At 57.9% G+C, this 21,126-nt stretch carries 20 protein-coding genes, 1 other RNA gene and 2 pseudogenes; 17 read left to right on the top strand and 6 right to left on the bottom strand.

What is annotated here, in order from left to right; translation table 11 throughout:
- Nucleotides 1-87 precede the first annotated feature (87 nt).
- Nucleotides 88-615 (top strand): outer membrane protein assembly factor BamE, encoded by a 528-nt coding sequence (locus tag KI243_RS04330; protein ID WP_042935536.1) that lies wholly within the window; start codon nucleotides 88-90, stop codon nucleotides 613-615.
- Between the two features lie 188 nt (nucleotides 616-803).
- Here KI243_RS04330 and KI243_RS04325 read toward each other — a convergent pair whose 3' ends face one another.
- Nucleotides 804-1,118, bottom strand: coding sequence for an RnfH family protein (locus KI243_RS04325; protein ID WP_017126799.1), 315 nt, complete (start codon nucleotides 1,116-1,118; stop codon nucleotides 804-806).
- Nucleotides 1,111-1,545: a type II toxin-antitoxin system RatA family toxin gene (locus tag KI243_RS04320; RefSeq protein ID WP_017126798.1), complete on the bottom strand. Its 435-nt coding sequence runs from the start codon at nucleotides 1,543-1,545 to the stop codon at nucleotides 1,111-1,113. Before KI243_RS04320 ends, KI243_RS04325 begins: the two co-directional genes overlap by 8 nt.
- Nucleotides 1,546-1,672: 127 nt before the next feature.
- On the opposite strand from KI243_RS04320, the gene smpB reads away from it, so the two are divergent.
- Nucleotides 1,673-2,155 (top strand): SsrA-binding protein SmpB, encoded by a 483-nt coding sequence (gene smpB / locus KI243_RS04315; protein ID WP_017126797.1) that lies wholly within the window; start codon nucleotides 1,673-1,675, stop codon nucleotides 2,153-2,155.
- 136 nt (nucleotides 2,156-2,291) lie between these two features.
- Here the strand turns inward: smpB and KI243_RS04310 are convergent, their stop codons facing one another.
- Complete coding sequence (locus KI243_RS04310; protein ID WP_212810536.1) at nucleotides 2,292-3,059, bottom strand: GntR family transcriptional regulator; 768 nt, start codon at nucleotides 3,057-3,059, stop codon at nucleotides 2,292-2,294.
- Between the two features lie 262 nt (nucleotides 3,060-3,321).
- Between KI243_RS04310 and KI243_RS04305 the strand changes: the two genes are divergently transcribed.
- From KI243_RS04305 to KI243_RS04275, 7 genes are all read left to right on the top strand, one after another.
- A complete protein-coding gene (locus KI243_RS04305) occupies nucleotides 3,322-5,016 on the top strand; it encodes a lactate permease LctP family transporter (RefSeq protein WP_212810535.1) in 1,695 nt (564 codons plus the stop codon).
- A 69-nt stretch (nucleotides 5,017-5,085) separates the two neighbouring features.
- Nucleotides 5,086-6,231, top strand: coding sequence for an FMN-dependent L-lactate dehydrogenase LldD (gene lldD, locus KI243_RS04300; protein ID WP_177085933.1), 1,146 nt, complete (start codon nucleotides 5,086-5,088; stop codon nucleotides 6,229-6,231).
- An 80-nt stretch (nucleotides 6,232-6,311) separates the two neighbouring features.
- Nucleotides 6,312-9,119, top strand: a complete 2,808-nt coding sequence (locus KI243_RS04295; protein WP_212810534.1) for an FAD-binding and (Fe-S)-binding domain-containing protein — start codon at nucleotides 6,312-6,314, stop codon at nucleotides 9,117-9,119.
- 106 nt (nucleotides 9,120-9,225) lie between these two features.
- Nucleotides 9,226-9,504 carry a hypothetical protein gene (locus tag KI243_RS04290; RefSeq protein WP_212810533.1) on the top strand — a complete coding sequence of 93 codons (279 nt, stop codon included), beginning with the start codon at nucleotides 9,226-9,228 and terminating at the stop codon, nucleotides 9,502-9,504.
- Nucleotides 9,505-9,590: 86 nt separating this feature from the next.
- Nucleotides 9,591-9,980: a transfer-messenger RNA gene (gene ssrA / locus KI243_RS04285) on the top strand.
- A gap of 185 nt (nucleotides 9,981-10,165) precedes the next feature.
- Nucleotides 10,166-11,422 carry an integrase domain-containing protein gene (locus tag KI243_RS04280; protein ID WP_212811174.1) on the top strand — a complete coding sequence of 419 codons (1,257 nt, stop codon included), beginning with the start codon at nucleotides 10,166-10,168 and terminating at the stop codon, nucleotides 11,420-11,422.
- 97 nt (nucleotides 11,423-11,519) lie between these two features.
- A complete protein-coding gene (locus KI243_RS04275; protein WP_212810532.1) occupies nucleotides 11,520-12,488 on the top strand; it encodes a hypothetical protein in 969 nt (322 codons plus the stop codon).
- 96 nt (nucleotides 12,489-12,584) lie between these two features.
- On the opposite strand, the gene KI243_RS04270 is transcribed toward KI243_RS04275, so the two are convergent.
- The 3 genes from KI243_RS04270 to KI243_RS04255 form a co-directional block, all read right to left on the bottom strand.
- Entirely contained in the window at nucleotides 12,585-13,373 is a 789-nt protein-coding gene (locus tag KI243_RS04270) for a hypothetical protein (protein ID WP_212810531.1), read from the bottom strand.
- A 325-nt stretch (nucleotides 13,374-13,698) separates the two neighbouring features.
- The gene (locus tag KI243_RS04260) at nucleotides 13,699-13,989 is read right to left on the bottom strand and encodes a hypothetical protein (protein WP_212810529.1); all 291 of its coding nucleotides are present in this window, start codon (nucleotides 13,987-13,989) and stop codon (nucleotides 13,699-13,701) included.
- Between the two features lie 88 nt (nucleotides 13,990-14,077).
- A complete protein-coding gene (locus KI243_RS04255) occupies nucleotides 14,078-14,425 on the bottom strand; it encodes a hypothetical protein (protein ID WP_212810528.1) in 348 nt (115 codons plus the stop codon).
- Nucleotides 14,426-14,589: 164 nt separating this feature from the next.
- Here KI243_RS04255 and KI243_RS04250 point away from each other — a divergent pair, with 164 nt between their 5' ends.
- The 8 genes and pseudogenes from KI243_RS04250 (at nucleotide 14,590) to KI243_RS04215 (ending at nucleotide 21,089) form a co-directional block, all read left to right on the top strand.
- Nucleotides 14,590-14,967 (top strand): hypothetical protein, encoded by a 378-nt coding sequence (locus KI243_RS04250; RefSeq protein WP_212810527.1) that lies wholly within the window; start codon nucleotides 14,590-14,592, stop codon nucleotides 14,965-14,967.
- Between the two features lie 20 nt (nucleotides 14,968-14,987).
- Nucleotides 14,988-15,662 (top strand): annotated as a pseudogene (locus tag KI243_RS32820) (integrase); the annotation flags it as partial.
- 357 nt (nucleotides 15,663-16,019) lie between these two features.
- A complete protein-coding gene (locus tag KI243_RS04240; RefSeq protein ID WP_212810525.1) occupies nucleotides 16,020-16,694 on the top strand; it encodes a hypothetical protein in 675 nt (224 codons plus the stop codon).
- 277 nt (nucleotides 16,695-16,971) lie between these two features.
- A pseudogene (locus tag KI243_RS04235) lies at nucleotides 16,972-17,240 on the top strand (IS66 family transposase); the annotation flags it as partial.
- Between the two features lie 124 nt (nucleotides 17,241-17,364).
- A complete protein-coding gene (locus tag KI243_RS04230) occupies nucleotides 17,365-17,934 on the top strand; it encodes a hypothetical protein (RefSeq protein ID WP_244861818.1) in 570 nt (189 codons plus the stop codon).
- Entirely contained in the window at nucleotides 17,934-19,307 is a 1,374-nt protein-coding gene (locus KI243_RS04225) for a 7-cyano-7-deazaguanine synthase (RefSeq protein WP_212810524.1), read from the top strand. The genes KI243_RS04230 and KI243_RS04225 overlap by 1 nt, the downstream gene beginning before the upstream one ends.
- Nucleotides 19,304-20,473 (top strand): XRE family transcriptional regulator, encoded by a 1,170-nt coding sequence (locus tag KI243_RS04220; RefSeq protein WP_212810523.1) that lies wholly within the window; start codon nucleotides 19,304-19,306, stop codon nucleotides 20,471-20,473. Before KI243_RS04225 ends, KI243_RS04220 begins: the two co-directional genes overlap by 4 nt.
- Complete coding sequence (locus KI243_RS04215) at nucleotides 20,448-21,089, top strand: hypothetical protein (protein WP_212810522.1); 642 nt, start codon at nucleotides 20,448-20,450, stop codon at nucleotides 21,087-21,089. Before KI243_RS04220 ends, KI243_RS04215 begins: the two co-directional genes overlap by 26 nt.
- The last annotated feature ends 37 nt before the right edge of the window (nucleotides 21,090-21,126 follow it).

Below are 21,126 nucleotides of genomic sequence, written 5' to 3'. Positions count from 1 at the left end.
CTCGCGATGCTGCTTCGCAGCTTCTCTTAATACGGGTATGATCGGGGTTTACGTTGTCCCAGCCAAGATAGTGGAAGTCGCCCACCGATGCAAAACACCAAGCTCTTGCTAACCAGTTTTACCTTAGTGGGACTGCTCGCACTCGCCGGTTGTTCATTCCCCGGGGTTTACAAAATCGACATCCAGCAGGGCAATGTCGTCACGCAGGACATGATAGACCAGTTACGCCCGGGAATGACCCGCAAGCAAGTAAGGTTTATCATGGGCAACCCCCTGCTGACCGACACATTCCACGCCAATCGCTGGGATTACCTGTATAGCCTGCAGCCCGGTGGCGGTGAACGCCAACAGGAACGTGTCAGCCTGATCTTCAACGACAACGACCAACTCGCAAGCCTGTCGGGTGATTTCATGCCTGGTGTGAGTCGCGACGAAGCCATTCTCGGCAAGGACAACGCCAACACCGTTGATACCCCGGCCCAGAATGCTGAAAAACCGAAACCAGAGAAGCCGGCCAAACCAGGTTCGCTGCTCGACCAGATCCAGAAAGACGTCGATGGCGTGAAAGCCGTGCCGGTGCCGACACCGGAACCGCTAGACACCTCGCCGCAGTAATCCGCGACACAATAAAAAGCCCGGCATGTCCGGGCTTTTTATTGCCTGAAAAAATCCCCTGCCAGCGCCTCTTTCTTGTGGGAGCCGGCTTGCTGGCGATAGCGGCTGATCAGCCAGCATCTTGGTCGACTGACACCAAGCCATCGCCAGCAAGCCGGCTCCTACGGTACTGCTGCGCAAGACAACGGCTACAGGTTCTGCGCCCGGGCCCTGGCCGCCTTTTCCGCGCGCAGGCGCCGCACCTCTTTCGGATCGGCCAGCAGCGGCCGGTAGATCTCGATGCGATCGCCCTCTGCCACAGCCCGGACCTCGGGATCGGCGATCACCTTGCCAAAGATTCCCAGCGGGCAATTCGACAGGTCGACACCGGGAAACGCCTGCGCCATTTTCGACAACTCGACAGCAGCCCGCAGCGTCGTCCCCGCGGGAACCGAAATCGCCAGCAGGCACTGGCGGCCGGCCTCGGCATACACCACTTCCAGCGAGACAAGAGCGTCAGCCATGGAGCTGCTTGGCCCGCTGGCAGAAAGCATCCACCAGGGTATTGGCCGCCTGGTTGAACAACGGCCCGAGGGTCGCCCGGACGATGGGCCCGGCATAATCGAAGGTCAGGTCCAGGCTGATCTTGCAGGCCTTTTCCCCCAGGGGCTTGAACACCCAGACACCGTGCAACTGGGTGAAAGGTCCCTCTTCCAGGTTCATCTCGATCGACTGCCCCGGCACCAGCGTATTGCGGGTGACGAACTGCTGGCTCAGGCCGCCCTTGGCCACCCCCAGCGTGGCGCGCATGTGCACGTCCGAGCTTTCCAGCACCTGGGCCGTCGAGCACCACGGCAGAAACTCCGGGTAACGCGCGACGTCGTTCACCAGGTCATAAAGCGCCTGTGCCGGATAGGGCAGCAGGGCCGAACGTTGAATATGGGTCGTCATGTCAGCGTTGATTCCACGGCTGGGCGGCAAACAAAAGTGGGCGCATTGTCCGGGATTCATCCTACGCGCTCAAGCACGCAGCTTCACCGTAGCCGACTGACGCGCAACCCCCTATAATGCCGCCCCTATGGCTAAACAGAAGAAACACCCCACAGGGACCATCGCGCAAAATAAAAAGGCGCGCCACGATTACTTCGTCGAACAACGGTTCGAGGCTGGTCTGGTCCTGGCCGGCTGGGAAGTAAAGAGTTTGCGGGCAGGCAAGGCGCAACTGGTCGACAGTTATGTCTTGCTCAAGGACGGTGAGGCCTGGCTGTTCGGCAGCCATTTCACGCCGCTGACCACCGCCAGCACCCACGTCATCGCCGATCCGACGCGTACGCGCAAGCTGCTGCTCAACCAGCGCGAGCTGGAGAAGATCTTCGCTTCCGTGCAACAGAAGGGTTACGCCTGCGTCTGCCTCTCGCTGTACTGGAGCAAGCACCTGGTCAAGTGCGAGATTGCCCTGGGCAAGGGCAAGAAGGAATACGACAAGCGTGATACCGAACGCGAGCGCGACGCCAGTCGTGAACTGCAGCGCGCGGTACGCAACAAGGGCAAGGACGACTGAGCCCGGTCATGCCAATTGCCGGCAAACGCCCCTCCTGTAGGAGCCGACTTGCTGGCGATGGCGCCCTCGAAAGCGTTGCAATACTCACGGGCCTCATCACCGGCAAGCCGGCTCCTACAAGGGACCGCGGCACGGCCTAGATCCCCTTGCGCCGCTCCGCCCGCGCCACCCGCTGCACTTCCTGACGCACTTCTTCCAGCACCTCCTGCACATACAGGATATGCCGGCTGGAGACTTCGCGCGCCTGTTCCGCCCGCCCTTCGATAATCGCCAGGTACAACTCACGGTGCTGACTGATCAGCATGTCGCGGGTTTCCGTGCGCTGCTTGTACATGCCGCCGATATTGATCACCACGTTGCGCTTGAGCAGATCGAACAACCCGCGGATCGTGTGCAGCAGCACGGCATTGTGGCTGGCCTCGGCAATCGCCAGGTGGAAGTTCGCGTCAGCTTCGCCCTCCTCCGCCCGACTCACCTCGCCTTCGCGGGAATAGCAGTTCTGCAAGCACTCGAACGCCACCCGCAACCGCTCCCGGTCCACCTCGGTGGCCCGCAACGCCGCGTAGTAGGCACAGGACGCCTCCAGGGTATGGCGGAACTCGAGCAGATCGCGCTGCGCTTCAGGATTGTTTTCCAGCAGATGCAGCAGCGGGTCGCTGAAGGTCGACCCCAGCGTCTCCACCACATAATTGCCACCACCCTGCCGGCTGACCAGCAAGCCCCTGGCCACCAGCTTCTGGATCGCCTCGCGCAGCGAAGGGCGCGAGACACCGAACTGCTCGGCCAACGCACGCTCCGCCGGCAGACGCTCGCCGGACTTCAGCGTACCCTCGAGGATCATCCGCTCGAGCTGCTCGACAATATCGTCAGACAAACGGCGCTGACGAATCTGATCAAACCCCATCACTTACTCCTCACGCTCCCGAACCCTTGCCGGGACCGCCTATTCTGGCCTATTGGCGCCGCGCCAGCACCTACCAGACACCGCAAAAATCACCCGTCCAGTCCGCCTGCCGAACGCCTCTCAGACGAAAGTTTCAGAGCGGCAAATTGACACGCACCCAACAAGGCTTTTAACCTAGCCCACAGCGATTGTAAATTGGTAATACCAATTATCCAAATCAGCTGATCAGTGCCTGACCAACAACAATTAGGGGCCACCCCATATGCAAACCTGGCAACAGCTCTACAGCCCTCTCGGCAGCCTCGGCCTGTCCGCGCTCGCGGCCGTCATCCCCATCGTTTTCTTCTTCCTGGCCCTGGCGGTGTTTCGCCTCAAGGGGCATGTCGCGGGCAGCATCACCCTGGCGCTGGCGATCCTGGTGGCGATCTTCGCCTTCAAGATGCCGGTGGACATGGCGCTCGCCGCCGCCGGCTACGGTTTCGCCTACGGCCTCTGGCCGATCGCCTGGATCATCGTCGCTGCGGTGTTTCTCTACAAACTCACGGTCAAGAGCGGCCAGTTCGAAATCATCCGCAGTTCGGTGCTGTCGATTACCGATGACCAGCGCTTGCAAGTGCTGCTGATCGGCTTCTGCTTCGGTGCGTTCCTCGAAGGCGCCGCCGGTTTCGGCGCGCCCGTGGCGATCACCGCGGCATTGCTGGTGGGCCTGGGCTTCAACCCGCTCTACGCCGCCGGCCTGTGCCTGATCGCCAACACCGCGCCCGTGGCCTTCGGCGCCCTGGGCATCCCGATCATCGTCGCCGGCCAGGTCACCGGCATCGACGCCTTCAAGATCGGCGCCATGACCGGCCGCCAGCTGCCGCTGCTGTCGCTGTTCGTGCCGTTCTGGCTGGTGTTCATGATGGACGGCCTGCGGGGCGTGCGTGAAACCTGGCCCGCCGCGCTGGTGGCCGGCCTGAGCTTCGCCATCACCCAGTACTTCACCTCGAACTTCATCGGCCCGGAACTGCCCGACATCACCTCGGCCCTGGCCAGCCTGATCAGCCTGACCCTGTTCCTGAAAGTCTGGCAACCGCGCCGTACCGCCGGCGCCCAGATTGCCGGCGCCACCTCGAGCGCGGCGATCACCGCCAGCGTCGGCGGTTTCGGTCAGCCACGCAGCACCCTCGCCTCGCCCTACAGCCTCGGGCAGATCTTCAAGGCCTGGTCGCCGTTTCTGATTCTCACCGTGCTGGTGACGATCTGGACCCTCAAGTCGTTCAAGGCGATGTTCGCCACCGGCGGCGCGATGTACAGCAGCGTGTTCAACTTCGCCATCCCGCACCTGGATCAACTGGTGATCAAGAGCGCGCCGATTGTCGCCACGCCCACCGCGATCCCCGCCGTGTTCAAGCTCGATCCGATCTCGGCCACCGGCACGGCGATCTTCTTCTCCGCCCTGGTGTCGATGCTGATCCTCAAGATCGATTTCAAAACTGGTCTGACCACTTTGAAAGAGACCTTCTACGAGCTGCGCTGGCCGATCCTGTCCATCGGCATGGTGCTGGCCTTTGCCTTTGTCACCAACTACTCGGGCATGTCCTCGACCATGGCCCTGGTGCTGGCGGCCACCGGCAGCGCGTTCCCGTTCTTCTCGCCGTTCCTGGGCTGGCTGGGCGTGTTCCTGACCGGTTCGGACACCTCCTCCAATGCCCTGTTCAGCTCGCTGCAGGCCACCACCGCGCACCAGATCGGGGTCAACGACACCCTGCTGGTGGCCGCGAACACCAGCGGCGGCGTGACCGGCAAGATGATCTCGCCGCAATCGATCGCCGTGGCCTGCGCCGCCACCGGCCTGGTGGGCAAGGAATCCGACCTGTTCCGCTTCACCCTCAAGCACAGCCTCTTCTTCGCCACCATCGTCGGCCTGATCACCCTGGCCCAGGCCTACGTCTTCACCGGTATGCTGGTGCACTAGAGTGACCCGTGCCGGGGGCTGTCGACGCCCCCGGCAACTGCTCCTTTCAACCCACGCTGCGAGCACTCCATGATCATTTCCGCCTCTACCGACTACCGCGCAGCAGCTCAACGCAAACTGCCGCCGTTCCTGTTCCACTATGCCGACGGCGGGGCGTACGCCGAGCACACCCTGCGCCACAACGTCGAGGACCTGGCCGGCATCGCCCTGCGCCAGCGCGTCTTGAGGAACATGTCCGAACTGAGCCTGGAAACCCGGCTTTTCGGCGAAACCCTGAGCATGCCGGTGGCCCTGGCACCGGTCGGCCTGACCGGCATGTATGCCCGTCGTGGCGAGGTCCAGGCCGCTCGCGCCGCGGCGGCCAAGGGCATTCCCTTCACGATGTCGACCGTGTCGGTCTGTCCGATCGAGGAAGTCGCCCCGGCCATTGACCGGCCCATGTGGTTCCAGCTCTATGTCCTGAAGGATCGCGGCTTCATGCGCAACGCGCTGGAGCGCGCCAAGGCCGCCGGCGTCACTACCCTGGTCTTCACCGTGGACATGCCGGTGCCGGGCGCCCGCTACCGTGACGCCCACTCCGGGATGAGTGGCCCGAACGCGCCGCTGCGCCGTGTCTGGCAAGCCATGACCCACCCACAATGGGCCCTGGACGTCGGCCTGCTGGGTCGGCCCCACGACCTGGGCAACATCTCCAAGTATCGCGGCAACCCCACCGGCCTGGCCGACTACATCGGCTGGTTGGGCGCCAACTTCGACCCTTCGATTTCCTGGAAGGACCTGGAGTGGATCCGCGAATTCTGGGACGGCCCGATGGTTATCAAGGGCATTCTCGATCCGCAGGATGCCAGGGACGCGGTGAAGTTCGGCGCCGACGGCATCGTCGTCTCCAACCACGGCGGCCGTCAGCTCGACGGTGTGCTGTCCAGCGCCCGCGCCCTGCCGGCCATTGCCGACGCGGTGAAAGGCGACCTGAAGATCCTCGCCGACTCCGGTATCCGCAGCGGCCTGGACGTGGTGCGCATGATCGCCCTCGGCGCCGACACCGTGCTGATCGGTCGCGCATTCCTCTACGCCCTGGCCGTCGCGGGCGAAGCCGGCGTGAAGAACCTGCTGGACCTGTTCGAGAAAGAAATGCGCGTGGCCATGGTGCTCACCGGCGCCAAGTCCATCAGCGAGATCAACCGTGATTCGCTGGTCCGTGAACTGGGCGCCTGAACGCCGCTCCCGTACGAATCACCGCCTGATTGAGCGGGGCCCATGGCGCACCAGATGCCACGACCCCGCCAGGAGTTAGCATGAGTCTGCCCACCCCGTTCCTCCACTCGGTCGAACAACTGATTCCCCGCGAGCGTCGCTTCGAGGATGCGCTCTCGACCCTGGCCTTCGGCACCGACGCCAGCTTCTACCGCCTGATCCCCAAGCTGGTGATCCGCGTCGAGTCTGAAGATGAAGTGGTCGCCCTGCTCAAGCTGGCCCGCCGCGACCAGGTGCCGGTGACCTTCCGCGCCGCCGGCACCAGCCTGTCGGGCCAGGCCATCAGCGACTCGGTCCTGATCGTCCTCGGCGATAACTGGAATGGCCGGGAGATCCGCGACCAGGGCAGCCAGATCCGCCTGCAACCCGGGGTCATCGGCGCCCAGGCCAATGCCTGGTTGGCGCCCTTCGGTCGCAAGATCGGCCCCGACCCGGCCTCGATCAACGCCTGCAAGATCGGCGGCATCGTCGCCAACAACGCCAGCGGCATGTGTTGCGGCACCGCGCAGAACACCTATCACACCCTGGCGGGGATTCGCCTGGTGCTGGCCGATGGCAGCCGCCTGGACACCGAGGACCCGGCCAGCGTCGCCGCCTTTCGCCAGAGCCATGGCCCTCTGCTCGGGCAACTGGCGGACCTCGCCCGGGAAACCCGCGCCAACACCGAACTGGCCGCGAAGATCCGCCACAAGTACCGGCTGAAAAACACCACCGGCCTGTCCCTCAACGCCCTGGTGGATTTCGACGAGCCGCTGGACATCCTCAGCCACCTGCTGGTGGGTTCCGAAGGCACCCTGGGCTTTATCAGCGCGGTGACCTACGACACGGTGATCGACCACCCGAACAAGGCTTCGGCGCTGATCGTCTTCCCCGATGTGGAAACCTGCTGCACTGCCGTCACCATCCTCAAGAACCAGCCGGTGTCCGCCGTCGAACTGCTCGACCGCCGCAGCCTGCGCTCGGTGCAGGACAAGCCCGGCATGCCGGCCTTTGTCCGCGAACTGTCGGGCAACGCCTGCGCACTGCTGATCGAATCCCGCGCCGCCTCCTCGTCGCTGCTGCAGGAACAACTGGCGCGGATCATGGCCTCACTGGCGTCGTTCCCGGTGGAAAAAAAGGTCGACTTCACCGAAGACCCGGTGGAAAACGCCCGGCTCTGGGCCATCCGCAAGGACACCTTCCCGGCGGTGGGTGCCGTGCGCAAGACCGGCACCACGGTGATCATCGAAGACGTGACCTTCCCCGTCGAACAGCTCGCCATCGGCGTCAACCGCCTGATCGAGCTGTTCGACAAACACCATTACGACGAAGCGATCCTGTTCGGCCATGCCCTGGAAGGCAACCTGCACTTTGTCTTCACCCAGGGTTTCAACAGCGCGGCGGAAGTCGCCCGCTACCAGGCGTTCATGGACGATGTCGCGCAACTGGTGGCCGTCGAATTCGGCGGCTCGCTCAAGGCCGAGCACGGCACCGGTCGCAACATGGCGCCCTTTGTCGAACTGGAATGGGGCAGCGAGGCCTATCAACTGATGTGGGCCATCAAGCGCCTGCTCGACCCCCAGGGCATTCTCAACCCCGATGTGGTGCTCAGCGACGATCCACAGATTCACCTCAAGCACCTCAAGCCGTTGCCGGCCGCCGACGAGATCGTCGACAAGTGCATCGAGTGCGGCTTCTGCGAACCGGTGTGCCCGTCGAAAGGCCTGACCCTGAGCCCGCGCCAGCGCATCGTGATCTGGCGCGATATCCAGGCGAAAAAACGCGCCGGCATCGACACCTCGGAACTCGAGGCCGCCTATCAATACCAGGGCATCGACACCTGCGCCGCCACCGGCCTGTGCGCGCAACGCTGCCCGGTGGGCATCAACACCGGCGAACTGGTGAAAAAACTGCGCGGCCAGCAAGCCACCCATGTGAAAAGCGCCGACTGGCTGGCAACGCACTTCGCCACCACGCTGCAGGGCGCCCGCTTCACCCTGCATGTCGCCAACGGCGCGCGCATGCTGCTGGGCGCTCCACGTCTGGCCCGGCTCTCGGCCGGCCTGACGCGCCTGTCCAAGGGCCGGGTTCCCCAGTGGACCAGCGCCATGCCGCAACCGGAGCGGGCGGTGCGTTTCAGTCCGCCGGTCGATGACCCGCGGCCACGGGTGGTGTACCTGGCCGCCTGCGTCTCGCGGGTGATGGGCCCGGCGGCGGGTGACAAGGAACAGATGTCGCTGCTCGACAAGACCCGCGGCCTGCTGGAAAAGGCCGGCTACCAGGTGGTGTTCCCGGACAACACCGAACAGCTGTGCTGCGGCCAGCCCTTCGCCTCCAAGGGCTACGCCGAACAGGCCGAGCACAAGCGCCAGGAACTGATCGGCGCCCTGCTGCAGGCCAGCCGCGGCGGCCTCGATCCGATCTACTGCGACACCAGTCCGTGCACCCTGCGCCTGGTCCAGGACCTCGGCGACAGCCGCCTCGACCTCTACGATCCGGTGCGCTTCATTCGCACGCACCTGGTGGACAAGTTGACCTTCACCCCCCAGGACGCCCCGATTGCCGTGCACGTGACCTGCAGCACCCAGCACCTGGGGGAAAGCCAGGCCCTGATCGACCTGGCGCGACGTTGCAGCCACAACGTGGTGATCCCCGAAGGCATCCATTGCTGCGGATTCGCCGGCGACAAGGGCTTCACCACCCCGGAACTCAATGCCCATTCGCTGCGCACCCTGAAGGACGCCGTGCAGTACTGCGAGGAAGGCATCTCCACCAGCCGCACCTGCGAGATCGGCCTCAGCCAGCATGGCGGGATCGACTACCACGGGCTGGTCTACCTGGTGGATCGGGTGACCCGGGCAAAAAAATAGAACCTTCGGCCAACCGGGGCAGTCCACTGATCAGGCCCTGCCAAAAGGGGCCCCATGCCCACCTGCGGCAGCTTCGATATCTGAACCCCGGTTCAAGGAGATAGCCATGAAACGTTCCGTACTGCCAGGCCTGTTCGTTATCGCTTCGCTCCTCGCTGCCCCGGCCTTTGCCGACGGCGAGAAAACCCTCTGCGACACTAACCTGCAGACCCTCAACAATGCCAAGACCACCATCCTGGCGGCCGACCTGCAGGGCCAGATCAACAACAGCGTCGACGAAGCCAAACGCGCCCAGGCGAAAGACACCACCGAAGGCACCAAGGAATGCATCGCCATTACACAAAGGGCGATCCAGCAGATCCAGAACAGCCAGAAAGGCGGCTAGTGACACGGAGGCTGTCCCTTCGGGATGGCCTTTCGAGCCACAGTAGCGTACACTGCACCTGCCTGCTGGTAATGCACAGCAGGTTCGGGGCCGTTTAGGATTCGACGCCGGTTGCGAAACTCTAGGTGCATGCCGAGTTGGTAACAGAACTCGTAAATCCACTGTTGCAACTACTTATAGTTGCCAATGACGACCAATACGGTGCTGCTCTCGCTGCTTAATTGCAGCTGACATGCACTCCTGGCACCTTCGGGTCCAGCAATCATCAGGGGATGTCTGTAAACCCAAAATGATTGTCATATAGAACAGAATCGCCGTGCAGTACGTTGTGGACGAAGCGGCTAAAACTTACACAACTCGCCCAAAGCACCCTGCCCGTCGGGTCGCTGAGGGTTAACTCAATAGACACGGCTACGCATGTAGTACCGACAGCGGAGTACTGGCGGACGGGGGTTCAAATCCCCCCGGCTCCACCAAATAATCATCTAAAGACGTCCACGGACGTCTTTTTTTGTGCCTTAAATCCAGTGAATACAAGACTTTAGCGTCTATTGGGGTCCACGGACGTCCGACAGAATCCACATCACGTGGTATTCCACATGGTATTCCAAGCCCTTCGGTGGTAATTTTTGGAATACCGAATGATGTCATGGAACACCTCATGTGCGCCCAAGCCTCCCGTCTCTCTGATCGCCAGCTCAAAGCTGTAAAACCGAAAGACAAGGACTACGTCCTCAGTGATGGGGACGGCCTTCAGCTTCGAGTGAGAGTCAACGGCTCGACGCTTTGGAACTTCAACTACCGGCAACCGATTACCAAGAATCGTATCAATATGGGGTTGGGCACCTACCCAGAGCTCTCCCTCGCACAAGCCAGGAAGAAGACCGTCGAAGCTAGAGAACTGCTCGCTCAGGGCGTCGACCCGAAAGAACATCGTAGCGCCTTGGAGCAAACAAAAAGGCAGGCAACCGAGCACACATTCGAAAACGTGGCGTCTGCCTGGTTTGAACTCAAAAAGGATTCCGTCACCCAGGCTTATGCCGAGGACATCTGGCGCTCGCTCACATTGCATGTCTTTCCAGCACTGGGAACAACACCTATCTCGCAATGCAACGCCCCGATGGTCATCCAGTTGCTGCGTCCGCTGGAAACCAAAGGCAGCTTGGAAACAGTGAAGCGACTGACCCAACGACTCAACGAGATCATGACCTACGGCGTGAACTCGGGAATGATCTTTGCCAATCCACTCAGTGGCATTCGGGCGGTGTTCAAAAAACCGAAAAAGCAAAACATGGCTGCCCTCCGCCCAGAAGAGCTGCCAGAGCTAATGGTCGCCATCGCCAATGCGAGCATAAAGAGAACAACACGCTGCCTGATCGAATGGCAACTCCACACCATGACCCGTCCTGCGGAAGCCGCTACGACGTCCTGGGCTGACATCGACCTCGACAAGAAAACCTGGACGATTCCAGCGGAGCGCATGAAGAAGCGGCGCGCTCATGTCATACCGCTAACCGAAGACGCCCTTGCTCTGCTTGAAACGATCAAACCCTATAGCGGCCATAGAGAGTATGTGTTCCCTGCTGATCGAGACCCACGAACCCATTGCAACAGCCAGACGGCAAACATGGCCTTGAAGCGCATGGGCTTTGAGGGTCGATTAGTGAGTCATGGCATGCGCTCCATGGCCAGCACCATTCTTAACGAACAGGGATGGGATCCAGAATTGATAGAGGTCGCACTCGCGCACGTGGACAAAGACGAAGTGCGTAGTGCATACAATCGCGCGGATTACATAGAAAGAAGACGCCCCATGATGACCTGGTGGAGCGATCACATCCAACAAGCTGCTACCGGAAGCCTGTCCGTTTCAGCCATCCAAATGGCTAGAGGCTTAAAAGTAGTGTCAGCGCGATAGCTCGCAAGAATCGAAGGGCTATTGGGTGGCCGCCACCCTTCCCTCATACTCCAATATGGCTACCCCCACATGCGTGGATTTTAGATCTGGTGACACAATGGACCTTACACAAACTACTACCTCCACTTGTAGTGAAAATGAAGAAGAAACTGTAGAGCGTGACGGCGTGCGAATGACGAAAGCCGAAGCAAAGGACGCTGCTGAAGAGCGCTATAACGCAGGCCAAGTGGCTGCTGCCAATGGCACCGCCATCAGCGAGTTGGATGCAGAAACTGAAGCCTATGCTGATTTCAAAGCAGGCTACGACAGCTCCTTTATACAGGCTAATTGGGAGGTCGAGCTGACAGGTAATGCCCGAGACCTCTACAGCCTGACTCAGTCCGGCGGCATGCCGGATTACTTCAGAGTCTGGGGTGGAATAGATGACTGGAATGACTGCCCAAGCGATAGGTACAGTTTCAACTCGCTGTATTTCAATGGTCACCATGATCCCGAGGTGATTTGGCAGTATGCGTACGAACTCGTGAGTCTATTCAACGGCGCAAGTGAGCTGTTCGGGATTCGGTCGAGAAAGCAGGTCATTCGAGAAATTAACTTCTGCGGAAAGCCAGTTCAGTTCAAGGAGCAAGCTCGGGTGATCTCACTGTTAGGACGGCCACCCATGTCACCGCGGAAGTGGACCGAGCATCTGGGCAAAGCGATCCAGACATCTCCACGCCTGACACTACTGATCCTCGGAACGGAGAACGAGGACGTCTACATGATGCTTAAGTATCTAGGCTTTGAGCCAAGCTGGTCCAACTACTACAAGCTGCTGGAGACAATGGAGACCCACGCGAAGCTGAAAGGGGCGAGTGTTCCAGGGACAGCAGCTGCAAGAGAACGATTCACCAACAATGCGAACAACTTCTCGCTTGTCGGATATGACGCTCGCCACGGCCTTAAGCCAGCAGGCAAGAAGAACACTGTAAGCGTCATGACCATTGAGCAAGCCCACGATTATATTTCGGGCGCCTGTAAGGCCTACCTGAACACCGTGTACCCAGAGTATTTCAAACTCCAATGATGAGCTCTCAAGCATCCGCCCAGTGCGTTGCATTATGACGTTTACGCTGGCAGGAGCAGATTGCCTGACGATCAATCTGCCCGTCATCAGGAAGGCCTAAAGCCTGTCCCGCCGATAGGCGCCCGAAACAGCACATAGCAAGGTGTCGAGTTCGTCAGTGGATGCAAACCGCCCTTCAAACGCACCGGTCTTCCCATCGAACACGTATTCAGCGCACTGACAGTCATCTTCGTACTCATCACAATTGACGCAGGCTGGATTGCAAGCCTCAATTAACGCGTCTATAGGATCATCATCGCCTGCACAATATGACGCTCCGTTGTTGATCAGTTCTAACCCTCCTCGAGCAAACTCGAGCACGTCTACCTCATCTTCGAACTGCCAACCACGCAGTGCCCTAAGAGTCGGCAATAGTGCGACGCGGACGAAGTCGAACCGGAATCCATCGAGCAGGCAAAGAACCTTTCCGTCAAAAGCAACTAAACACTCGAAGCTGACCTGGCCGTACTTTTGTACGAGATCAGCATACCGTTTAGGGTCAATGCGAATGTGCTTCATAGCGTTGTTGACGGCATCGACAAGGCGCATTTTACCGCCCTGTATGCGGGCGCCACCGATGGCGAACTCCGAGTCAAAGGCGCTTACGAGCTGACAGCGCTTCTCCTTGACTCCATCAGCGGCTCGAATGGCATGGATGTAGTCGACAGCATGTGCGGCACAGAGATTCGCACCTATGACTTGGTGAAGCGTCAACGCACGCCCTGTGGAATCATCCTCGAGCTGCTTGAGGGCTGGTTCAAGGATTGATTTCAGATATTTCAGATAGTCGCCACAGGCACTCTTACAGGCCTCAGAGAGGGACTGCTCATCAGTCTGTTGCAGCAAGGGGGCCTCCTCGAGCGTCGTCACTCTAGGCTTACGCTAGGGTTCATTCATCATCGTCGAAATTGTACATCCCCGGCGTGAGGTTCTCGATGTGCCATTACGCTGCTTGCCCAATGATGATTTCCGCCATGCCCTTAACCTCGGCATCGCACTGGCACACCTTGTCCTGTAAACGAAAAAGCACCGGACGGACTCTATCTTCGTGCGACAGATTTTACGTAAATATAAATATCCGCCAGATCAACCCGAGGAAGCTGCCCAGTTGATTCTCAACCAGGCAGAAATCCTCTGTGAGGCTTGGCCCTAACAATCTAATCCTACGCGGTTAACGCACGATGCGGATATGCGTGTTGCCGACCCGCTCCGCATACCCCTCAAGCAAAATAGGCCCCACATAGGAAGCGATCGCCACCGGGGTGATATTCGCCTGAAGCCAAGCACCGATACTGTCAACATCGGCGCTTGTCCGGGATGCACCGATAGGCACCGCCCGGTTAAGGAAGGTATTTCTCAGTGCTGCATACTGCTCGGCACTGATATGGATCTTTCTATTTTTGCCGTAGGTGATAGTAGTACCGGTCAGTACCGTGCCCTGGTAGTCGAAATTGCTGCGCATTCCCCAAGTCTTCATAGAGCCTCCATATCTAGCGTTCTAAGCACTTTGATTTAATTGTGCGACCCGACGTTGCCTGCAGGTTGAGTCGTTAGCCTGCAACGACTCTTCTTTTGTACACCGCATGGCGGGAAACCGTGGTGCGGATGAATTCCAATCCGAAATCCGCTGCTTCACGTTTTACCTGCTTACCAAAAGTGACCCGGCTGGAGCGATCAAGGGTCTGCCAGACCTCTTGGCCGATGATCTGAGGTATTTCGAACTCCATCTCCTCGGGCAATTTCAGGACGTTTTCTTTTAGGACGACGGCGGCGCGATCTGCAGGGGTATCGGTACTTTTCACGTGCGCTTGCAACAAAGCCAGAATCGTTGCCGATACGTCGGACTGTTTTTGTGCCCAGGCAGCGAGCTCGGGGGTAAGCGTGAGGGAGATGACCATGGGGGCTCCTAGTGCGCGCATTGCAAAATGCAATACATAAAGCACAAATACAATTGCATTTTTAAATGCAACACGCAACTCAAATATGCAATTTATTTTGGTGATGTAATCCGTGATTGATTAGTGCTAAAACCCGCTATCACCAATTTCTCAAAGGATGATCCATGGCCTATTCGCACTACCTCTCCACCGACCGCGACCAGCGCTACACCTGCGACAATAAGGAATGCAAGCACTCCACCCGCCGCGCACTCATGCTGGACACCCATCTCGATGCCAAAACCTGGACCTGTAACACCTGCGGCGAGGCGGTTCTGATCGAACTGCTGGACCACGCCGGCAAGACGCATAGGGTGTACCGACTTCAGGCCCAACACCTGGAACCCGGTGACCGGATCTCACGGGACAACGACCTGGGTGACTGGGTGCGGGTTTTTGATTCCAAACCGGCGATGAACAAGCGCAACGAGTGGTTTCTGGCTCTGAAAGACGTGGGCAAGTGGTTCGTTAAACCTGACTGTTATTTCCACCGGACTCTTTGAGATTGCAAGGCTTCTGCCGATTTGTTGGCCTCACCTCGGCTGATGAGTTTCAGGCGGCGCCCCGGGCACATGTGCTCGCGTAGCTCGAGCAGCGCAGTCTGACCGGTGCCACAATCCGCCGCATACTGACGACCTTAACCTGCCTGTTCGATCATCTGCTGGAAAGCAACGCCGTCACCGGCGCAACCCGGTACATGGCGTAAAGCAGCCCAGAATTGAAACAAATGTAGGCAAGACGCCGGCCTTGGGTGATCACCAAGCGAGGCATTGCTCTATGCGCCGGATGCAGCCACGTTAAAAGGGTTGCGCGATCGAGGCCATTCACGCTGTGCTGCCGAATCACGGACTGCGCCGCGAGGAAGCCGTCAAGGTGATTATCAGCAACATCCAGGAGCGGCGCGGCATCCGGCACCTACTGATCCATGGCAAGGGCCGCAAGCTGCGAAATCTGCCGCTGCACCCAATGGCGTCCGAGCGTATGGAAATGTCCGACCATCACCTGGTCGACGGCAAGGCACAGCTGTTTGTGCCGTTGCGTGCTGGATAGACCGACGTCGGCATGTGCCAATGGCATCTATGCCCTGGTGGACAGATACGCGAAGCTCACGGGCATCGAAGGGGTCGGCCGGGGCGCGCTTATGATCGCCGGTGGCATGCAGCCCGAAGACTCGCAGACCTTCAAAGTCCGCCATTGAAGGCGGTGATCGGGCGTCCGCTGCAAAAAAGTTGCGGCACTCCACAACTTTCGGCGCCCCTCTTCCCACACCCTACACCCTGTAGCACAGTGAGGACATCGAGCACGCTGAGTACGATCAGCACAACGAGCACCGAAAAACAAAAATAAAACTATAAATTTCAGTAGGTTATAGATCTTTTTTGCGTGATATCGCGCAATTCGTATATATGAACTAGCATTAAATCATTCATCCGAACAGCCTGTATCGTCAATTAACACACTTGAAAGTGCAGGATATACACCTCTAATGACGGTTTGCCATCGTCAGCGGATGCCGGGAAACTGGGCTCAACAGAAATCGGATAAGGACTGAGAAATGGCCAACGCAAAACAATCCGCAAAACGCCGCTTGACTATGGCGGAGCGAGCTCAGCAATTGATGCTGGTGCACTTCCCTGATATTCCAGAGGCTTGGAAATGGACGCGTAAAACCCACGATGGGTTTTGCACCATTCCTCGAACTCTGCCAATTGCAATGCAGGTCATCGACGCCCAGTCGAAGGGACAGCCTGCCGGGCATGTGCTGTTTTGTCTATGGGCTCGAACGCCGGATCATCCTGTCATCACTATCGAAAATCCTAGCACTTTTGCCGCTGAGGCGGGGTTTCTCGGGGAGCGGGCCGTAGACACCTGGCGCCGCCGAATGAAGAAGCTTCGGGAGCTGAAATTCATCGCCACTAAGCCAGGAGCGTCAGGCGAATTTCACTACGTGATGCTCACAAATCCTAACGCCGCAGTTGAGTGGATGCGTGACGGAGGCCAGGTTCAAGATGGCCTTTATAGCCGCTTCATTGAGCGACTGCCCGAGATCGGTGCCTATGGAGATATCGAGGCAGTCCGCGACTATTGGAAAGCGCTCAAGGATGCAGAGCAAGCTGCAGCTGAAGCAGCCAAGAATTCGTCGAACAATTCCGTATCAGCTCCACCAGCCCCACCACCCGCTCCATCAACCAAGCCCAAACGGATCAGGAGGACGAAAGAAAATGCATAGGAGAAGAGTTTGGGGCATCGAGTGCCAATCCACCCACCTCGATGCCCTCAAAAGCAAAGCCCTGGACCAGCTGAGGGTCGAGTCTTGACTGGTCAGGGCTGTGGTGGTGCGACATGCGAAACCTGTAGGTCTCGGCCTACAGTCTAGCAGCGGGCCAGGTTGCTTTGAAAGAACCTGGCTTTTTTACGAGGGGTTTGCGCGCTTCTCACGCGCTGACAGACCTTCATCACATGCCTAGGTTGTCACCTGGACACGCGAAAAATTCTGGCTTTGTAAAAGACGCTGGACAGCGCTGAGTCGTTACCTGACGGCACGGTGCCGATGGACAACAATCACGGCTGTGGACGGCTAGGACGTAAGAATTGGTTTTTTGCTGATTCGTTGCGTAGCGGAAAATGAGCGGCGGCGCTTATGAGCCTGATCTCGTCGGCCCAGCCTAATAGCTACGATGCGTATGCTCACTTGAAGGACGTCTTCACTCGCCCGCCCACGCAGCTGGCGAGCGAAATCGGGGAGCTGTTGCCGCATCGTTGGCAACCGGTTTAGTTGCGCAAGACGGGACACCCAATCGCTTACCGCCATTCTTTCTGATTGCGACTTTGACATTGTCAGATTTTTAGTACTAATATCTGACAATGTCAAAACCGGTATTCACTGGGGGCTGGACGAAATGAGCGATGGGCCACATAGAAGTTTGAAGCTGCGAAAGCCATGGAAAGAACTGGCAAAGCGTGCGGACCAAGACACCTACGACGCCTCCCAGATCGCAGAGGCAACGACTCATGCAGTTGCCAGCGACTTCAAAATGGAGGTCTCGTGGCATCTGATGGAGGCCTTGAAAGCAGTCTTTACCGGCAGTGATAACTCTCTGGAAATGCCGGAGCTTGCGCTGGATCAACTTGAAAATGCGAAAGCCCTAGCAGCAGCCTCCGTTTTTGGAACGAATCTTGTGGAATGGGGCATCACTCTTATCCATGAAGGCAAATTTGGAATTGAAGCATTCCATGAGGCGGTAGGCCTCGCCGCCAAAGACCGCTGCCACGCAAACATACGGTCGATCGAAGAACACTACCTTCGCGACTCGAATGAGCAAAGAGCAGAGCACGTGAGCAAGAGACTCCAGAATGCCATTTCTACTCTATCGAGCACTCAACTCGGTCTGGATCTTGTGGGTCCAGAGCCCGCTCGAATCCGCCCCCCTAGGAAGATGGAAGGTCTTGATGACGGGGTATCGTTGTGATGAACACCTTGCCGCCTAAGGAAATAGCTGTAGATATACTTGAACCTGGTGCCCGCAAAAGAAACGGTGTGGTCCCGTGTTACATAGAGAAGAACATTGAGTTCGACCTTGAGGCTCTCGCATCCTTCTCATCCCATGACAAATGGGAGCCCGTAACTCATGACGCACTACTCATAGCCGCCGCAGTCGAGTTCTGTGATCGCATCCTTGTCCGCAGCACCATGAGTTGGGGCAGGCGGTTCATCGTGCATGTTCCAGTACACGACGTTGAACGGTGGTCGAGTAACAAGGTAAATCGAGCGCTCGTCAATGCGCTAAACCTCCTGACCGGCGACGACTGGCATTTTAACTTTCGATCTCGAATGCATGCCGCACAGAGACCGCCACAAGGCCAAATAGCTTTTCCTTCCGATGCAGAGGCGGTCATTGCTTTCAGTGATGGAATGGACTCCCGTGCGGTCTCTGAGCTTGAGAGCAAACGCCTAGGTAAACGCCTGATTCGTCTTCGAATAGGGAGCAAACAACACGACATTTCAAAGAAGGAACGCCAAAGGATTCCATTCACGGCCATCCCATATTCAGTCAAGCTTGATGATGCAAGAAGCGCCGAGAGAAGTGCGCGCAGCCGCGGATTCAAGTTCAGCATCATATCCGCAATTGCGGCGTATCTAATTGATGCTCCAATGGCCATCATCCCCGAAAGCGGACAAGGTGCACTTGCACCTGTGCTCCTTCCTGTTGCACATGGGTATGAGGACTATCGAAATCACCCCGTCTTCACCAAGCTGATGGAGTGCTTTATCGAAGCACTTCTTGGCTATCGATTCCAGTACATCTTTCCCAGGCTTTGGATGACGAAAGGCGAGACCCTGCGCGAGTTTGTGGAAACCTGTGGTCCTAGCGCGAATTGGATAACGACCAGGTCGTGCTGGCAGCAATCCCGACAGGTAGCCGTTTCAGGCGCAAGAAGACAGTGCGGCATATGCGCCGCGTGTATGCTTCGCCGCCTTAGCGTTCACGCTGCAGGATTAGAGGAGCCACCAACGAACTATGTATGGGAGTCCCTAGACAGCCCGACCTGGGAAACAGGCGCAGCAAAAGAATTCACCAGTTTTACTAAAGCCTTGCGACAATACGCTATTGCAGGAGTGCTTCATTTCGAACACCTTTCTTCGATTCGGGAATCTTCGCAGTACGAACTGATCAAACGCCGCAGAACGAGCGAACTGGCTCGAGCTCTGGCCGAGTCGCCACATGCCGTGGCGCAGAACCTTGACAGGCTCTTGCAGCAACATGCCAAGGAATGGTCAGCGTTCACGAGCGATATGAGATCAGAGTCGTTCGTGAGGAAGTGGATAGATGGCGCATCATGACCAAACCAGACTTTGAACTGAACCCAGCTGAACTGGGTGAACGACTGAAGGTCGCGCGCGAAACCGCGGCCATGACCCAAGACGCAGCGGCCAAAGCAGTTGGCTTTGCTCGAACCACTCTCGTGGCCATTGAAAAGGGGCAGCGCTCTGCAAGGCTTGACGAGATCCAGATGCTTAGTCGCTGTTATGGAGTATCTGCTAACTCTTTGCTACGCCGAGAAGCGGTCCATGTGGACCTTGTTCCTCGTTTCCGCTCACTCCCAGACACTGGTGATGCAGGCATCGACCAAGCTGCTCGGATGCTGAATGATCTCGTCAGGGCGGAAGTAGAACTTGAGAACATTTTAGGCGTTCGGAAAACCTCGAATTATCCGACCGAAAAAAGCATCTTACCTGGCGATGTACGCAAACAAGCAGAGCACGATGCACATAGCCTCCGAAGCTGGCTAGGGCTCGGCGAGAGCCCGATTCAAGATCTGTTTTCACTCATAGAGATGCAACTTGGAATTCGTGTTTATAGCCGGAGACTTGAATCGAAAGTGTCTGGGCTGTTTGCCTATGACGACGCCGTTGGCGCCTGTATGCTAATAAATGCAGTACATCGGAAGGATCGTCAAACTCAGACTGGCGCCCACGAGCTCGGGCACTTTATAGCGACGCGGCGTCAGCCCGAGATCTATCAAGCCGAAAAGTATGAGAACTCGCGTGAAGAGCGTTACGCGAACGCTTTCGGAAGTGCGTTTCTAACGCCAGCCCGTACTGTCATGGAAAAGTTCAAGGAAGTGACCATTGGATCAACCCACCTCACTCGTCGGCACATCATCCTTCTCGCTAGTTTCTTTGGTGTTTCACGCCAGGCGATGGTGATGAGGCTTGAAGAATTGGACCTGACGAAAAAAGGAACTTGGGATTGGTTTATGGATAATGGCGGTATAACCGACGACCAAGCCCAGCAGGTACTAGGCCCGATAGCTCACGATTCCACGCCTATGGAAGGCGCGCAATCAACGAGGCTTTTTTTGTTAGCTATCGATGCGTGGAAGAAGGATCTAATCAGCGAAGGGCAAATGTCGGATTTGCTTAAACTCGATAGGGCGAAAGTACGCGAGTTGCTTGATGAGGCAGAAGAGGATGAGGTTGATGACCTTTTCAAGCTGTCTCACTGATCGAGATAGCATTCTCGTTCTCGATGCCAGTGTCATCATAAACTTGCTCGCGACCGATCATGCAAGCGCGATATTGCAAGCAGTTCGTACTCCTCTTGTAGTCACCGACAATGTCATACGAGAGATTGATCTAGGGTCCGTAAATGGCCGGCCCGAACCGAAGCAGCTTTTGGAGCTAATCCATAGTCAAATTTTAAAGAGAGAACAGCTTTCTGACATTGCATTAGAGCACTTCTTCGACCTGGTATCCGGGTCCACAGCGGCCTCGCTCGGAGACGGGGAAGCAGCGACACTCGCGCTTGCACATAGCAACGGGTTCACAGCTGTAATTGATGAAAAAAAAGCAACCAAGATTTCCTCTGAACGCTTTGCATCCCTACGCCTGATTACGACTGTGGATATTCTCGCCTATGAACCTGTGCGGATCTCAATCGGAGATGAAGCGTTATCTATGGCAACGCTTCAAGCCCTGAAACACGCCAGAATGCAAGTTCGAGAAAACCAATTCGACTGGATTCAAGGGGTGATTGGATGTGAGAACGTAGGTCTATGCCCTAGTCTTAGGCGGCTTGCAAGGCTCAAGGAGACTGGGCGGCTTGGCGTTGGTCAGCTGTAGCATTAAAACGCCCAACACTAGGTCGCGAGCTTTAGAT

It is taken from the genome of Pseudomonas sp. Ost2 (genome assembly GCF_018326065.1).
Taxonomy (GTDB): domain Bacteria; phylum Pseudomonadota; class Gammaproteobacteria; order Pseudomonadales; family Pseudomonadaceae; genus Aquipseudomonas; species Aquipseudomonas gingeri.
This window is presented reverse-complemented; position numbering and strand designations above follow the sequence as displayed.

Bases quoted from the DNA above. Each gene is read 5' to 3' on its own strand.
- KI243_RS04310 (WP_212810536.1), bottom strand. From the start codon at position 3,059: ATGGGGTTTGATCAGATTCGTCAGCGCCGTTTGTCTGACGATATTGTC.
- KI243_RS04325 (WP_017126799.1), bottom strand. From the start codon at position 1,118: ATGGCTGACGCTCTTGTCTCGCTGGAAGTGGTGTATGCCGAGGCCGGC.
- KI243_RS04320 (WP_017126798.1), bottom strand. From the start codon at position 1,545: ATGACGACCCATATTCAACGTTCGGCCCTGCTGCCCTATCCGGCACAG.
- KI243_RS04260 (WP_212810529.1), bottom strand. From the start codon at position 13,989: ATGCGCAGCAATTTCGACTACCAGGGCACGGTACTGACCGGTACTACT.
- KI243_RS04250 (WP_212810527.1), top strand. From the start codon at position 14,590: ATGGCCTATTCGCACTACCTCTCCACCGACCGCGACCAGCGCTACACC.
- KI243_RS04280 (WP_212811174.1), top strand. From the start codon at position 10,166: ATGTGCGCCCAAGCCTCCCGTCTCTCTGATCGCCAGCTCAAAGCTGTA.
- KI243_RS04230 (WP_244861818.1), top strand. From the start codon at position 17,365: ATGAGCGATGGGCCACATAGAAGTTTGAAGCTGCGAAAGCCATGGAAA.
- KI243_RS04255 (WP_212810528.1), bottom strand. From the start codon at position 14,425: ATGGTCATCTCCCTCACGCTTACCCCCGAGCTCGCTGCCTGGGCACAA.
- KI243_RS04225 (WP_212810524.1), top strand. From the start codon at position 17,934: ATGAACACCTTGCCGCCTAAGGAAATAGCTGTAGATATACTTGAACCT.
- KI243_RS04330 (WP_042935536.1), top strand. From the start codon at position 88: ATGCAAAACACCAAGCTCTTGCTAACCAGTTTTACCTTAGTGGGACTG.
- lldD (WP_177085933.1), top strand. From the start codon at position 5,086: ATGATCATTTCCGCCTCTACCGACTACCGCGCAGCAGCTCAACGCAAA.
- KI243_RS04275 (WP_212810532.1), top strand. From the start codon at position 11,520: ATGGACCTTACACAAACTACTACCTCCACTTGTAGTGAAAATGAAGAA.
- KI243_RS04220 (WP_212810523.1), top strand. From the start codon at position 19,304: ATGACCAAACCAGACTTTGAACTGAACCCAGCTGAACTGGGTGAACGA.
- KI243_RS04290 (WP_212810533.1), top strand. From the start codon at position 9,226: ATGAAACGTTCCGTACTGCCAGGCCTGTTCGTTATCGCTTCGCTCCTC.
- KI243_RS04295 (WP_212810534.1), top strand. From the start codon at position 6,312: ATGAGTCTGCCCACCCCGTTCCTCCACTCGGTCGAACAACTGATTCCC.
- KI243_RS04305 (WP_212810535.1), top strand. From the start codon at position 3,322: ATGCAAACCTGGCAACAGCTCTACAGCCCTCTCGGCAGCCTCGGCCTG.
- smpB (WP_017126797.1), top strand. From the start codon at position 1,673: ATGGCTAAACAGAAGAAACACCCCACAGGGACCATCGCGCAAAATAAA.
- KI243_RS04215 (WP_212810522.1), top strand. From the start codon at position 20,448: ATGACCTTTTCAAGCTGTCTCACTGATCGAGATAGCATTCTCGTTCTC.
- KI243_RS04240 (WP_212810525.1), top strand. From the start codon at position 16,020: ATGGCCAACGCAAAACAATCCGCAAAACGCCGCTTGACTATGGCGGAG.